Source organism: Candidatus Nitrosopumilus sp. (assembly GCF_028278985.1).
In the GTDB taxonomy this organism is placed as follows: domain Archaea; phylum Thermoproteota; class Nitrososphaeria; order Nitrososphaerales; family Nitrosopumilaceae; genus Nitrosopumilus.
The window spans coordinates 45,015-58,585 of the sequence record NZ_JANQTA010000031.1; the positions used below are offsets into that span (position 1 = coordinate 45,015).

Sequence of the window (13,571 nt, forward strand, 5' to 3'; positions counted from 1 at the left end):
TTTTCTATGTAAAAGGCTTGCTATACCCTGATGGAACTTTGTGAATGGTCTTTCATAGAATAACTTCTTCCTCTCCAAGTTACAGAAGAATTACTTTTAGCTTGAAGTAAACCACTTAGAAATCCCAGAACTACTACTAAACCACCTAATGGTGCAAACAATGCATGTACAAATCTTAATCCTAAACCCATTTTGGCATCAATTATTGCACCAATGTGAATTAGAATTGATGCAGCCACTGCTGTCATACACAGAATTTTCCATGACATGGTATCTACAGGAAATACAGATGTTACTAGAACCGTTGGAAATGGTACAAACAGCAAAAATACCACTGCAACAAAAATACCAATAGCAATATTTCCACTTTGCAAATACAATGGAACCATCAATCTTTTCAGAGCATTCCATAGAGTGGTTTTGTCTCTTGCCCAAATTGCTTCAACAAGATGTTCCCCTCTAACCATCTTCATTTTATGCCCTGATTCTTTGACTTTTTTTCCTAAAGCTCCGTCTTCAATTATTTCGTGCTTGACACCTTCATGCATTCCAACATCTTCGTATGTTTTCTTTTTTAGAATGAAGAAACTTCCAAAGAAATAACCTGTTTTCTTTTTTGGATTGTTTACATTTAGTGGAGAAAATCGAGTGTGTAAAAATGTTGAAATCATAGGTAATGTGACTTTGGTCCAAAAATCAAATGTTAGCATTTTTGGAATTACTGATAATGCATCTAATTCAAATGAGTTTAGATGCTCAACTGCTAATGTAATTACATTTTTTGCATGAGTTGTATCTGCATCTGTAAACAATAACAGTTCACCTGAAGCTTGTCGATACCCTTCCATACATGCCCAATTTTTCCCCATCCATCCTACTGGTTTTGTTTTTGCAGACACCGGAACAATCTTGGATGATTTTTCTGTATGCTCTAAAATGATCTCTTTGGTTCTATCTTCCGATGAATCATCAATTACAACGATTTCATAATTATCATAATCTTGATCTTCTAAAGAATCAAGACACTTCCCCAAGAACTCTTCTTCGTTTCTTGCAGGTAGGATGATTGAAACTTTGGGATGTTTTGTTGATTTGTTCTCAAATTTATCTAAAAATGGTGTTAATCTGAATGTGTCAATCATAGATTTTATAAGAAAAATCCAGGCACCTGAAATTCCTATCATAATTGCTGCTAATGAATAATTTATTACATCTGCAATGATTTCAGCCAATTTATTTCTCGATTTCAGATTTTATGAGTTCCATTGCTTGCTCGGTACCACTTTTGATGTGCTTTTTTACCATGCCAGTAAACATACCCATCATTCCTGTCATCTTAATATCCCAGTATGTTTTCAAAACTGTAGTTTCATTATTTGGAATTACTGAAACAATTTTCTCTCCATCGATAATTCCTTTTGTAAATCTGGCTTCAATTTTTTCTTTGGGAGTGATTGTTACTTCTTGAAGACACTTTTGGTCTCTAAATGCAATTATGATTTCCCTGTTGATCTTGTTTCCTTCTTTTGAAATGTTATGAACTTCTTTAGTTCCTTTCCAAAACTTTGGTTCATTATCAATGTCTGATACTACATCCCAAACTTTGTCTACTGGTGCGTTAATTTCAACTTCAACCTCGATTGTAGCCATGCTATACTGCTATAGTGTCCGCATTAAATATATTAGATTCCAATACTGTTTCTAATAGACTGTGATGGGCAACATGCCTAAAATCCAGAACAGTAACTCCAGTTCTAATGGCATTTGCCATTCTTCCGTCACAGTCAATTAAACTTTGAAAGAAAATGAAACCCTCAAAATACATGCCAAAAATAGGAACCTTTGATGGTGCAGGCTTTTGGAAAAATGCTTATGCACATCAACGTGGAAAGCTGTTACGTAAAGTCAACGTACCTGATGATCAAATAACTGCTCTTGTAAACAAAAAATACATTGAGCTTCCTGCTCCTCTAAAATATGAAATTGAAACTAGTGGCATTGACAAAAAAGATCTTTTATAATTCGAAATTCATTTTAAATAGTAACTCTAGGGTTTGATATGACTACAGTTTCTTATGATGATTTTGCAAAATTAGATCTTCGTGTAGCAAAAATTATAGCAACAGAACCAATTGAAGGTAAATCTAGAATCATTAAAGGAAGAATTGATCTAGGCGGAGATGATCAACGTGATGTCATTATTGGTGGTGCGCAATATTATCAGCCAGATGATATTGTTGGAAAAACTGTAATTGTTATTGCAAATTTGGAACCAAAAAAAATGGCAGGTGTTGAATCAAATGCAATGTTGTTGGCCGCAGATGTTGATGACAAACCATTTTGGTTAACAGTTACTGAAGACGTTCCTTTGGGCAGTCCTATTAAATAGTCGTATATAAACAACTGAAAATTTTGTATGAAAATATTATTTAAATTAAATTTTGAAAATGAATGAAAATAAATTTGAACTATGACTAATCATAAATCATAAGTTCTTTTTCTTCAAGTAATGCATGCAAGTTATTAACTGATCTGTAAACATCTGGTTCTTTTTTAGCTCCAGTACAGACAAGTTTTCCAGATGAAAATAACAAAATGACTGTTTTTGGATCAAGCATTCTGTGAATTAATCCCGGAAATTGTTCAGGTTCATACATACTTCTTGGCAATGTTCTTGCTGCTTGTTCTAAGTGAATTTTTCCACCCAAGTTAATTGATGCAACAATATTTTGAATTTCAACAACTGCATCTTTCTTAACTTTAATTCCTCCTTTACGGAGTTTCTGAACAACTGTCTTTACAGCTTTTCTTGCCATCTCTTCTGATTTAGAACCAGTACATACCATTTTACCTGAAGTGAAAATTAGTGTTGCAGTCTTTGGACTCTTTAATCTGAATACAAGTCCTGGAAATTGATCTGGATGATATTCTACATCTGGAAATGTTTTTGTAATTTCATTCAAGTCCATCTTCTGATCTACAGAAGCTGATGCTACAACGTTTTCCACGCTTACGATAGGTTTTGTTTGTGGCATATTCAGCTTTTTTGTATTTTAACTATAATAAAAGGACTCGCCATTTTTCTGTGCTCTAGAACAGGTTTTTGGCATTTTTTGGGGATTTTTAGGACCTAAATTCGTCGAATCATTTAATTTACATCCAACGATCGCTGAGTCTAGTGAATTTTACAAATTTTGACTTTGATCAATTGTTTGGAATGAGTGATGATACAAATCCAATCATGATGTTAATTTGGATTATTCCGATAATCATTTTTGTTTTTTATGGACAACGCATTCAACTTTACATCACTTCAGGTGAAATCAAAAAGGGAATTAAAAAATTAGATTCATTTCGAGATGAATCGAGAACTGAATTACTTGATTATGTCAAAAAAAATCTAAATCCAAAAAATAATCCTACTGAAAAAATTGACCGCTTTTTAGAATACTTTACTATAATGCCTGTCGACATGGATCCTAATGGAATTGTAGATAAAGTAAGACACACCGTACGGTCAAGAGAAGACTATACACGTGAACATGTTCGTTCTTTATCTCCGGAAATCAATGAAATTGAATTAAACAAAGTCCAAACACTATTAGAAATTGCATCCTCACTACAAATGATTTACAAAATCATTAATCACATGTATTTAACTGCAAAAAAGCAAAACAACTATCCATTAATTTTACCACTACAAATGCTTCTTCCTTTTATAATGGAGCAGGCAGAAGCAATGAAAGAAGCCATACCTGCTTTTAAAACAAGTCAACCTGTAGGTGATGGAATTGGACCCATGGTAGTAGGAAAAATGATGTTAAATCATCCTAAAGAAACAATTTCATTTCAAACTTCACTTGCTCAAACAGAATTTGAGGAAAGAAAACTTTTCTTGTTAAAAGCTGAAGGCCCTGGTTCAACAGTTGGAAGACCTGCTGATGGATTAGAAAATCTAATTTCAAAAAATAATTTAGATGCAATAATAATGATTGATGCTGCATTGAAAATGGAAGGAGAGGATTCTGCAACCATTGCTCAAGGTTTTGGTGCAGCCATTGGTGGTATTGGTACTGAGAAATTTCAAATTGAAGAAATTGCTACAAGTTCAAAAATTCCTGTATTTTCTATTGTTGTAAAACAATCTGTAAAAGAAGCTATTACTTTGATGACAAAAGAAATATCTGATCAAGCCGAGGTTGTTACCGAACAAGTTTATGATATGATAAGAGATAACACCAAACCTGGTCAATCTGTATTGGTAATAGGTGTGGGAAATACTGTGGGAGTTCCTCAATGATCTTCTCAAAGGAAAAAATCACAATTGCATATACTATTGAAAAATGCCCAAAATGTGAAATGATAAAAAAACGTAAATTTTCTGAAGGTGATATCTTATTTTCAGAATCATCTAGTTGTTCGTCTTGTGATAGTACTATGTTGATAGAAAAAATCTATGGCGAAACACTAGAACAATAAATTACTCTGTTTTGAATTTTACATTGCAAGAAGGACAAAACCAAGTAATTCCTTCCCCTCGTTCACTAAACATTAGTCCCTTGCATTTTGGACATGGTCTAACTTCTTCACTCAACTTTTCTCTCTGTGATTATGGAGCAGCAGTTGTAACAGTAACTCCGTTTTCATTAGGAATAAATGTGTGCTCTGCTTGGGCCACTCTCTGCTCATTTACTTCAATCAAAACTGGATATGCTTGAACTGCTTTCTTTTTTACTAGGAAATCTAAAAGTTCTTTTGCTTTTTTAAATTCGTATTTCTTTGTAATCCATCTTAATGCAAATGGAAGCATATTGAAATTCTCCCAAATGAAATCTAATAATTCATCTGCTTCTTCATTTTTTGTTTTCTTTCTAGAATTTAAGGCAAAAATATTCTTTATTTGTCCATTTCTTACAAATCCTCCCCCTTCAGAGGTGGTAACAAATGGTTCACATGCATAAGCAGAATTATCTGATAAGGAAAATCCTCCTACTGACCATATGTTGGGAATTGATTTGCCAGCATGAATTGTATATTGATCTAATGAATGTCCACTCAGATTTGCAATTGGCTTGAATCCCATCTGTTTAATTGTGGTTTCAATTTTTCTTCCAATATCACTTGCTTTAACTCCTGATTTTATCATAGACATTGCACCCCCTAGAGCTTCTTCTGCTGCTTGAACTAGTCCGTCAAATTGTGCATCATAACAAACAGTAACTGCCGTATCTGCAATGTATCCATTAATTTGTGCACCCAAATCAATTTTTATCAAATCATTATCTTTGATTGTTAAAGGATCATCAGGTTCTGCAGTATAATGTGCAGCAACTTCGTTGATACTTGTATTGACTGGAAATGCACATTTAGCTCCTCGCTTTTGAATTTCTGATTCTATTTCTTCACAAATTTCATAAACTGTTTTTCCAATCCAATCTTTTGATCTGACCATTTCGCGAACTTCTCCTGCGATTTTTCCAGCCTTTTGATAATTTTCTATCTGCACATTTTTGAGTGATTTTTTACCTTTAAAATGATTATCTAATCTTTTTTCATAGAAATTTTTTCAGACATTCGATGTCTGTTCAATATGGACAAATGCTATGAATTAATGTAAATCATCAGTTATGAATTATGAGCTTCTATAATACTCCAGCTTTGATTATTGAAGATAGTCCTGTTGTAGGGTTGATGCTTACCCAATATTTGAAAAAAATTGGTTTTACAGATGTTTTTAATGCTCAAACTGGAAAATCTGGAATTAGAACATTCATTGAATTAATTGACTCCGAAAAAACTCCACTAGTCTTTCTTGATTTTGATTTACCTGATATGTCAGCATCTGAAATTACTCCTGAATTATTTTCAAAAACTCCTGAAGTGAAAATTATTTTAGAAACTGCCCATGAAAAATCTGACGATTCTGTTCGAAATCTATTTGCATTAGGCGTTTCCCATTTTATCTCAAAACCTTTACGTTTTGATAATCTCAAAGAAATTGTAAACACGATAAAAACTGAATTTGAATTAGATGAAAGTGTTGGAATGGAAACAGACTTTGATAAAATTAAGGACCATCTAGTTGTTGCACATAGGGCAAGTGTTACAAGAATTTCACAAACATGTGGGTTTTCTGCAGATCAGGTTCTGTCGTATTTACGAGGACTAGTATCACAAGGTGATGTATTGGAAATGAATTCAATAAAAGAAATTTTGTGTAATAAATGTAATTCTGTAAATATCTCACAAGTTTTTTCTTGTCCTAAATGTAACTGCTCAAATTTTGAGCAAACAAAATTAATTGAACACTATGATTGTGGTGCAATAGAATTAGAAAGTGCATTTGTTGATGACAAATGTCCTCAATGTCATAAAGAGATTAAAGCGCTTGGTGTAGATTACCGAGTTATGCCGAATCTTTTTGTATGTAATGATTGTCAAGAAAAATTCCCAGAACCTACAATGGATCTGAATTGTATTAGATGTGGAAATAAATTTTCATTTACTGAAGCAAACTGGGTTCAAAGTCCAACTTTTATGTGGATGAAACAATCTATTGAAGAAAAACCTGTAGAAGATGTTTCTAATGAAGAAATCTTAAAAGTTATTTCGGATTCTTCATGACACTTGAAATTCACTGGTTTTTGTTATATTTCTTGAAAATCTGTGAAGCTTAAATTGGGCTATTCTTTGGATTTACTGGGATCGTGGTCTAGCTTGGTATGATTCTGCGTTTGGGACGCAGAGGTCGCGCGTTCAAATCTCGCCGATCCCACCATTATCTTATTATCGAATAATCTTCTATTTTGTAATGCCGAGCAATGAAGAAGAGTTAGAGTAATGACTTTGATATGAAGTAACTAATTGGCTCTGAGCCCGGCACGTTTTTATCAATTCTGGATGGTCTTGATTTAATGAAATTTGAAAAACGTGATGCAATCCTGATTGCAGGATTGCTCTTGTTTATGATTGGATTAATTCCATTCATGTCTCCATTTTATGCAGTAATTGTTGTCTCCTTGATGTATTTTGGAATTAAATTCTATGTTGGTAAGCGTAAACAGTCTATTGAAAAAGATGTTGGGGAAGGACTTTGCATGGAATGTGGAAGTCCTGTTAAGAACAAAAAGTGCCCAAATTGTGATGCCAAGGAATAATTTCTACGCACGGCTTAAAACGTAAAAAGTTCAAAATTTAGCATGAACTTGAGATATAGGACTTTAACAATAAGCTCAACTTTTCCTCAATCCCATTCTAAAATGAGTCTTTTAGGCAAAAAAATCAGGAAATCGCAATGAAAAACATGTATGCTTTGCTATCATTACTGTTAGTTGCAGGATTTACTATTCCAGCCTTTGCTCAATCTGCTGATAATGTAGTTATCAATGAAGTAGATGTCAATCCACCCGGAAATGATGCTGCATCTGTTTCAGAATGGGTAGAATTGTACAATCCAACTGACAATCCAATTGATTTAGGAGGATGGCAAATTGCTTCAACAACTGTACTAAAGAAAACAATGACTATTCCTGATGGTACCTTTATTGAACCAGGACAATTTCTAACTTATTCTTATCAAAGTGTTTGGTTTACTGATTCAAATGAATCAGTTGAGTTACGTGATGAAAATGGAATTGTAATTGACAAGACTCCTTTAATTGCAGATATTCAAAATGATTTTTCATCTTGGCAAAGAATCTATGATGGATTTGATTTCGACAGTGCAGATGATTGGAAGTTTGTTACATCCACTGCAGGTTCTTCAAATGGAAAATTAATTGAAACACAAGAATCAGAAGGCGTAACAATAACTTTGGATTCTGAAAAATCTTCCTACTTGTTTGGTGAAACTGCAGTTATTCATGGTACTGTATCTGAAGAAGTATTTATTGAAAAACCATTTTTTAAACCAGAATCAATTACATTGACTATCTCTGGTCCAAATTATAATGACGTCTTAACATTATATCCTGATCTAAATCTAAATTATGAAACAACATTAACTCTTCACCAAGTTCTTGGAATCAATGAAGGAAAATATGATGTGACAGCAATTTATGCTGACTCTACTGCAACTACTTCGTTTAATGTTGGATTTGAAATTATTGAAACTGAAGAGATAGAAGATTCTGAATTAGGAATTGTTTCAGATAAATCTCAGTATATTCCTGGCGAATTTGTCACTATCACAGGTTTTGCAACTGATATTATTCCATTTGAGGGAATGTCTTTTACTGTAACTGATGGTGCTGGAGAGTTAGTTTCACAGGGAACATTATTCCCCGTAAATGGTGAATTCAAAACTAGTTTCTTTGTTACAACTGTTAATCCTAATTTGGGAGAATACAGCATAAATGCAGAATACTATGGCCAATCTCTCACAAATACATTTGAAGTAATTGAAGATGTGAAAGAAGACGTTCCAATTTCATTATGGACTGATAGTCCTGCATATGCATTAGGTGATACTGTTCAAATTACAGGCAGACTAAATGATGTTTGGATTAGTACATTAGATTTAGAAATTGTTCAAACTAAACAAACTTCTATTTCAACAACAAGTGATTCTAGCTTTAAAATTTTAGATGGACTTCAAATTCAAGGTGATGGAACATTTAGTTATTCATTTGTAATTCCTGATAATTCAATTCGTTATGGTGACTACAAAATTACTGTATCCAAAGACATTGGTTCAGCTACAACAATTGTTTCAGCTGTTGAAGATCCTAGTACTTTTGTAGCATCTGATGATCCACTCACAGTTCAAACCGACAACCAACTTTATGATATTGGAGATGAAATAATTGTAAGTGGATTTGTAAAGGATCCATTTAGTAACTCTAGTTATTCTACAGGAAGTTCTGTAAAAATTACAATCAAACATGAGGATGGAACTCCTTTAGAGATAATTGGTTTACCTGAAGGTGAGCAATCATTACATTCTGGTGGAATCGTTGTTGGTTATGATTTTACTGCCATTCCTGAAACTTCAGGAAGTTATTCTGTTTCAATTGGTGTAACACAAAATATTTTTACTGAAGGAAATTATGTTGTAAAATCTCAGTACCAAGATCATATTGCAACTAGTTCCTTTACTGTTGCAAATTCTCTAAGTCTTGAAGATGGGGCTTTAATTTCCACTGACAAAGAAGTTTATGGATTGGGTGAAACAGTTACTATGACTGGAATAATTCCTCCTACAGGTGCTCATTCAGTTGACGTTTCTCTAATTCGTCCTGACGGTACTAGAACAAATTCTGGCGCATCTGTTGATAATCAACGATTTACCTGGTCATGGACTACTCCGATATCAGAAAAATATCAAAATATTAAATCTGATGAAGGCAGAGAAGGAAATACCTCTAATCTAGGAATTTATCGAATTATAGTTTCAACTGATTCTATGAGTGAAAATATTTTCTTTAAGGTTTCAGATGATCCTTCCAATGACTCTTTATCCCAAGAACCAATTGTTGTAGGAACTGAAAAATCTCTCTACAAAGTTGGTGAAAAACTTCGTGTCACTGGAAATGTGATGGTTGTCCAACAAGGAGATGAGGGAATTGTTGTTCCCCATAGAGTTACAATCAAAGTCTTAGATGGAACATTCCCATTCAAGCAAATTCATGAAGCCCAAGTCTATCCAACTCAGGGAGGAGACTTTACTAGCCTGTTTGAATTACCTGCAACTGTTTTCCCTGAAGGTGAATACACTGTTAAAGCCAATTATCAATCAACTTCTGCTCAATCTAAATTTACAGTAGCAAATGATTTTCTCTTTGGTTCTGATGCTGAATTGGAATTATTACTATCTGTTGACAAATCTGAATATTATCCTGGAGATACTGTAATTGTTACAGGAAAGCCTTCAAAGTTGGTTTATCTGGAAAAATTTGATGTTAGTTTCATTCAACAATCAGAGAACTCTATTACATGTGGTTCATTTTATTGTGGAGAACATGTTGGACCAATTACATCTATTCTACCTAGCCCATCAGGTTCATTTACACACGAATTAATGATTGATGATTCTCCTTCCTCAATTGGTTCTTATGAAATTACAGTTGACGCAGACTTTGATACTCAATCAATTCAGTTTGATGTTATAGAGAAGCCTGCAACTCCAAAACTAGATACTGTAATTGAAAAACAAAATAGAATCTCTGAAAGTACTGTTCCAATATTTACTGAAGAAAAAATCGTAGATTCCGGCACTATTGCACCTAGAGTTGTTTCTGGCTCCTTAATTACTCCTGATAGAAATGATTCTGATGATGTAAATCTCAAAGTTTCTACTGTTACAGGAGTTTGTATTATTGGTCCTGATGCAGAGTGTCTTGTTCGTGAATCAACTAGAAAACCTGGACAAATCTATGATGTAGTAGAAGTTGATGGAATGAGTCTAAATGTAAGGTATAGTGGTCCTGATGTTCGCCTGGAAAAATTCAGTATTTTACCTGAATCTTCTATTGCCTTTTTACCTGATGCAAATTGGAATGTTGAAGTAATCAAAGAAGATCAAGTTTCTAGATTTTACTACAAGGTTACTTACAAATCTCTAGAGTAACCACAAAATACTATCATTTTGGTAGAAATCTATGAGAATACAAGTTCTGATGTTTTATCAGGATGATCCAAAAAAATGCACAGCGGCTAAAATGGTAAAATTTGGACTTGCACAAAATATTAAAAAAATTGGTAGTAAGGGGTTGGTATTAGATCCTTTTTCAGAAAAATATCTTTTACCTGCTGACAAAAATTTAGTTTCCTCAATTGTTGGAATTGATTGTTCTTGGAATCTTGCAGAACAGGCATTTTCAAAAAAATTCAGTGGAATTAAACGTAAACTTCCGCCTCTTCTTGCTGGAAATCCAGTAAATTATGCCAAACTCAATAAACTAACTACTGTGGAAGCCATAACTGCCAGTCTGTTTATTCTTGGTTTTTCTCAACAAGGTTTGGAATTACTTGATAAATTCAAGTGGGGACATACTTTCTATGAATTAAATCAAAATCTTTTACATGATTATGCTAATGCCAAAAAACAAGATGATATTGAATCTATTTTACGTGATTATGATTTAGCGTGATTTCTTCTTTATGTAAATAATTATTCCAATGGTTATGATGATTGGGATGATTATTAGAATTTCATAGTTTTGTTTTTCAACAAATTCCTTATCCTCTGAAATTGAATTTCCAGGCAGTTTTATTTCTGATGATGATAAGATGAAACTTGTTTCATAAAAATCAGGTTTGAGTACAGAGTCTGAAATTGCAAAAATTTTGATATTATTTGCACCTATCTCTAAATTCTTTATTTCTTCAGAACTAACTTTGATAGTAGTTTCTTTTTCGATATTCTTAATGTGACTAGAAGTGACTAGCTCTCCATGACTATTTGTTAGAAAATACAAAATGGAATCTGCATTTGAAGTATTGACAATGATTTCTGATTCTGTATCTTGACTGATGATGCTTTTAGCTTCAACACTTTCTATTGTGGGGAAATTTGGACTTTCAAAATTTGACCATTTTCCAGTACTAAATGGATATGATTTATCTGAAAATGCTTGAACAAGTATGGTTCTTGATTCTGGAGCATATGATTTGAGATAAAATGGACCATTGCTAATTACTGCGTGATTGTTTCTTTCTATCCACCCACTTGATGTGTTATATCTATCGTAGAAATATTTTGAATCTATGCCTTTGCCCTCAAATACTTTTGGGATATGATTGGTTTTTGCAAATTTATCTAAATTGTTTTTTATCTGATTTGCATCATTTGGGATAATTAGGGAAAGCCAACTGATGTTTTTGCTTGTAGCCCCAGATCTTGAAAAAGAAACCTTTCCATCTAAGACTGCTTTTTCCATTGATGCTGTAATTTCCCACGGGACAGTACTCCACAACACTGCCCAGTTTGCTATCTCTCCTTTATCAAAATGCCAATAATCCACAAAAATTTCAATTGTATCACTATCAACTTGTTTTATGCCTTTAATTGTCTGAATACTTTGTGCTGCTCTAGGTGTAAATTCTGTATCAAATGTTTTATCATTCTCGTCTGTTTGAGTTCCCCATTCTACTGTAAAGTACAATGAATGTAGAATATCATTGATATCCATTGGAATACCGTTATGCCAATTTCCAAATTCAAAATCAAATGTTACTTTACTAGTAGCTTTATTTCCTTCTCCAATTTTTTCCCAACTTTGTGTAGTAGGATTCCACATTTCAAAATCTGATGGAATTTCTAATTTTTCATCTGGCCCTGCTGTTTCGACAATCCAATTAGTCCTAATTGGAATTGTTTCACCTGTAAATGGATGTTTGAATGTACCAGGATCAGAAATGATTCCCCATATGTGGCGACTGTAACTGTCTGTTAAACCCATTACTGGATTCCATGCCCCTTGATAGATTTGCTTGACACCAATAGATAATTCCTGATTATCTCCTTGTGCATTAATTGGTGTAAATCTACTGGGAACTCCTGCTCCAAAGTCATTTACAATTCCTGAAATATTTTCATTTGCTACATATTGATCAATTTTACTGGCCAAAAATACTCTGATAGATTCATTGATCCCCTCAGAAACTGCTTCTTGAATCAATTGAGTTCTTTCTTCAGATGAACTAAAATCTCCTGTGTAGATTTTCTGTGTGAGTGAATCTAATTTTTCATTTTGATAATTCCAATAAGTAGGATCATTGAATCCGGGCATATTGGAAAACCATGGGGAATACATCTGTCCCAATCCTACTGAATCATATTTTACAAAGGCAGAACGACTCCAACCTTCTGTGTAAAGATTCCATTTCACTTCAGCTGGATTAGAACCATACACTAGAACAAATGCTTTATTCAAATCTCCAAATTCTTTTTTGACAACAAATCCTGATTTTTCTAATTCAACTGATAATAACTCTCCAATTGATTTTCTTACGGGATCATCACTTCTAATAAAAATTGTAATCTCTATTGGTTCTGAATTAATTTCCCATCTGTTATCATTTTTTGTAGCTCCTACACCATACAAGGATTTTTCAATCATTTCATTTGCAAGTGTTGGATTGTATCTGAAATTGAATTTCTCTAATACTTCGATAATTGTCAAAAACTCTGGATCTGCAGGACTATAGTATGACGAAATTGGTGAGCCATAACCTCCCATCAATTCATTGACAATTAATTTTCTATCTACTAGATAGTTTAATGCAAATCTTACATCCTTTATTGAGAATGGATTGAATTTTTCTGATTCTGCAGGATTTGTCAAAATACTATATGATCCTCCTGTAGAATCAAACACATTAAGTCCTTCTCGTGCCTGCTGATTCTCTAATCTATCTGATGAAATTCTATAATAATACAAATCTAAATTTCCATTTCTAACTTCTTCAAGGGCCGTGTTTTCATCTAAATATTGAATGAACTTAACAGAGTCAAAAAAAGAACTTTTTTCTGAAAAAGAATCTTCAAAAATTATTCCGCTTGCTAAAAGAGCTAGTACTAACACTAGCATTTTTTTCATATTCTCGACTTGTTTTGCTTATAATAAAAT

13 protein-coding genes and 1 tRNA gene are annotated in these 13,571 nt (G+C 33.3%); 9 read left to right on the forward strand and 5 right to left on the reverse strand.

Going from position 1 to position 13,571, the window contains the following annotated elements; translation table 11 throughout:
* Nucleotides 1–20: 20 nt before the first annotated feature.
* Together Q0941_RS10000 and Q0941_RS10005 are read right to left on the reverse strand one after the other, a co-directional pair.
* On the reverse strand, nucleotides 21–1,184 hold the full coding sequence (locus Q0941_RS10000; RefSeq protein WP_299293872.1) for a glycosyltransferase: 1,164 nt from the start codon (nucleotides 1,182–1,184) through the stop codon (nucleotides 21–23).
* A 49-nt stretch (nucleotides 1,185–1,233) separates the two neighbouring features.
* On the reverse strand, nucleotides 1,234–1,650 hold the full coding sequence (locus tag Q0941_RS10005; RefSeq protein WP_299293758.1) for an SRPBCC family protein: 417 nt from the start codon (nucleotides 1,648–1,650) through the stop codon (nucleotides 1,234–1,236).
* Nucleotides 1,651–1,823: 173 nt separating this feature from the next.
* Between Q0941_RS10005 and Q0941_RS10010 the strand changes: the two genes are divergently transcribed.
* Both Q0941_RS10010 and Q0941_RS10015 read left to right on the forward strand, forming a co-directional pair.
* Nucleotides 1,824–2,021 carry a hypothetical protein gene (locus tag Q0941_RS10010; RefSeq protein WP_299293761.1) on the forward strand — a complete coding sequence of 66 codons (198 nt, stop codon included), beginning with the start codon at nucleotides 1,824–1,826 and terminating at the stop codon, nucleotides 2,019–2,021.
* A gap of 38 nt (nucleotides 2,022–2,059) precedes the next feature.
* Nucleotides 2,060–2,389: a tRNA-binding protein gene (locus Q0941_RS10015; RefSeq protein ID WP_299293764.1), complete on the forward strand. Its 330-nt coding sequence runs from the start codon at nucleotides 2,060–2,062 to the stop codon at nucleotides 2,387–2,389.
* A gap of 85 nt (nucleotides 2,390–2,474) precedes the next feature.
* Here Q0941_RS10015 and Q0941_RS10020 read toward each other — a convergent pair whose 3' ends face one another.
* Nucleotides 2,475–3,035 (reverse strand): TATA-box-binding protein, encoded by a 561-nt coding sequence (locus Q0941_RS10020; protein ID WP_299293767.1) that lies wholly within the window; start codon nucleotides 3,033–3,035, stop codon nucleotides 2,475–2,477.
* Nucleotides 3,036–3,178: 143 nt separating this feature from the next.
* Here Q0941_RS10020 and Q0941_RS10025 point away from each other — a divergent pair, with 143 nt between their 5' ends.
* Nucleotides 3,179–4,300 (forward strand): DUF1512 domain-containing protein, encoded by a 1,122-nt coding sequence (locus tag Q0941_RS10025; RefSeq protein WP_299293770.1) that lies wholly within the window; start codon nucleotides 3,179–3,181, stop codon nucleotides 4,298–4,300.
* Nucleotides 4,297–4,479, forward strand: coding sequence for a hypothetical protein (locus tag Q0941_RS10030; RefSeq protein ID WP_299293773.1), 183 nt, complete (start codon nucleotides 4,297–4,299; stop codon nucleotides 4,477–4,479). The genes Q0941_RS10025 and Q0941_RS10030 overlap by 4 nt, the downstream gene beginning before the upstream one ends.
* Before the next feature lie 130 nt (nucleotides 4,480–4,609).
* Here Q0941_RS10030 and map read toward each other — a convergent pair whose 3' ends face one another.
* Nucleotides 4,610–5,506 carry a type II methionyl aminopeptidase gene (gene map / locus Q0941_RS10035; protein ID WP_299293776.1) on the reverse strand — a complete coding sequence of 299 codons (897 nt, stop codon included), beginning with the start codon at nucleotides 5,504–5,506 and terminating at the stop codon, nucleotides 4,610–4,612.
* 128 nt (nucleotides 5,507–5,634) lie between these two features.
* Between map and Q0941_RS10040 the strand changes: the two genes are divergently transcribed.
* The 5 genes from Q0941_RS10040 to Q0941_RS10060 all read left to right on the forward strand — a co-directional run bounded on the left by Q0941_RS10040 (nucleotide 5,635) and on the right by Q0941_RS10060 (nucleotide 11,090).
* Nucleotides 5,635–6,624 carry a response regulator gene (locus tag Q0941_RS10040; RefSeq protein WP_299293779.1) on the forward strand — a complete coding sequence of 330 codons (990 nt, stop codon included), beginning with the start codon at nucleotides 5,635–5,637 and terminating at the stop codon, nucleotides 6,622–6,624.
* Between the two features lie 77 nt (nucleotides 6,625–6,701).
* Nucleotides 6,702–6,778 (forward strand) — tRNA-Pro (locus tag Q0941_RS10045).
* 136 nt (nucleotides 6,779–6,914) lie between these two features.
* Nucleotides 6,915–7,157 carry a hypothetical protein gene (locus Q0941_RS10050; RefSeq protein WP_299293782.1) on the forward strand — a complete coding sequence of 81 codons (243 nt, stop codon included), beginning with the start codon at nucleotides 6,915–6,917 and terminating at the stop codon, nucleotides 7,155–7,157.
* A gap of 137 nt (nucleotides 7,158–7,294) precedes the next feature.
* Nucleotides 7,295–10,567, forward strand: a complete 3,273-nt coding sequence (locus tag Q0941_RS10055; protein WP_299293785.1) for a lamin tail domain-containing protein — start codon at nucleotides 7,295–7,297, stop codon at nucleotides 10,565–10,567.
* A 31-nt stretch (nucleotides 10,568–10,598) separates the two neighbouring features.
* Nucleotides 10,599–11,090: a DUF367 family protein gene (locus tag Q0941_RS10060; protein WP_299293788.1), complete on the forward strand. Its 492-nt coding sequence runs from the start codon at nucleotides 10,599–10,601 to the stop codon at nucleotides 11,088–11,090.
* Here Q0941_RS10060 and Q0941_RS10065 read toward each other — a convergent pair.
* Nucleotides 11,082–13,541 carry an ABC transporter substrate-binding protein gene (locus Q0941_RS10065; protein WP_299293791.1) on the reverse strand — a complete coding sequence of 820 codons (2,460 nt, stop codon included), beginning with the start codon at nucleotides 13,539–13,541 and terminating at the stop codon, nucleotides 11,082–11,084. The two genes, Q0941_RS10060 and Q0941_RS10065, sit on opposite strands and share 9 nt — an antisense overlap.
* Nucleotides 13,542–13,571 lie beyond the last annotated feature (30 nt).